The organism is Fructilactobacillus sp. X7R4C1 (genome assembly GCF_059901115.1).
Map to the genome: position 1 here is coordinate 1 of NZ_JBWXVD010000015.1, position 414 is coordinate 414.

1 protein-coding gene is annotated in these 414 nt (G+C 46.4%); it reads right to left on the reverse strand.

The genetic code is table 11. The features are described 5' to 3' along the window. Positions 1–404: Rnase Y domain-containing protein (locus AC6UC9_RS06955; RefSeq protein WP_500701540.1), on the reverse strand; the 404-nt coding region annotated here is incomplete at its 3' end. Positions 405–414: the final 10 nt, after the last annotated feature.

Here is a 414-nt window from a genome sequence, read left to right on the forward strand (position 1 = left end):
TCTTGTTCACGTTCATCTAGCTGTTGCTGCCGCTTGTTCAAATTTGCTTCCCGGTCAGCAAGACTTTGTTCCTTGCGATCTAGCGTATCGTCCCGCCGATCCAAAGTATCCTCTCGCTGATTCAGGCGATGTTCCGACTTCTGGACTTCTGTCCGCCGATCTTTCAATTCATCTTCAAGTTGGGTTCGATAGCGATGATTCTCGTCTTTTGCTTCCAGCAGTTTTTCTTTTTTTAAAGTCGCTGCTTCTTTTTTAGCGGCCTCAATAATGCCTTCTGCTGTCTGCGTCGCTCGATCCAAATTGTTCTGGTGGAGCTTCTTTTGAAGTGCAAATCCGATCAATAAACCGACCGCTAAAGCGATGACTGCTGCGAGGGTTATTGAGACCAGTGTTACTGAACTCATCATTTCACCT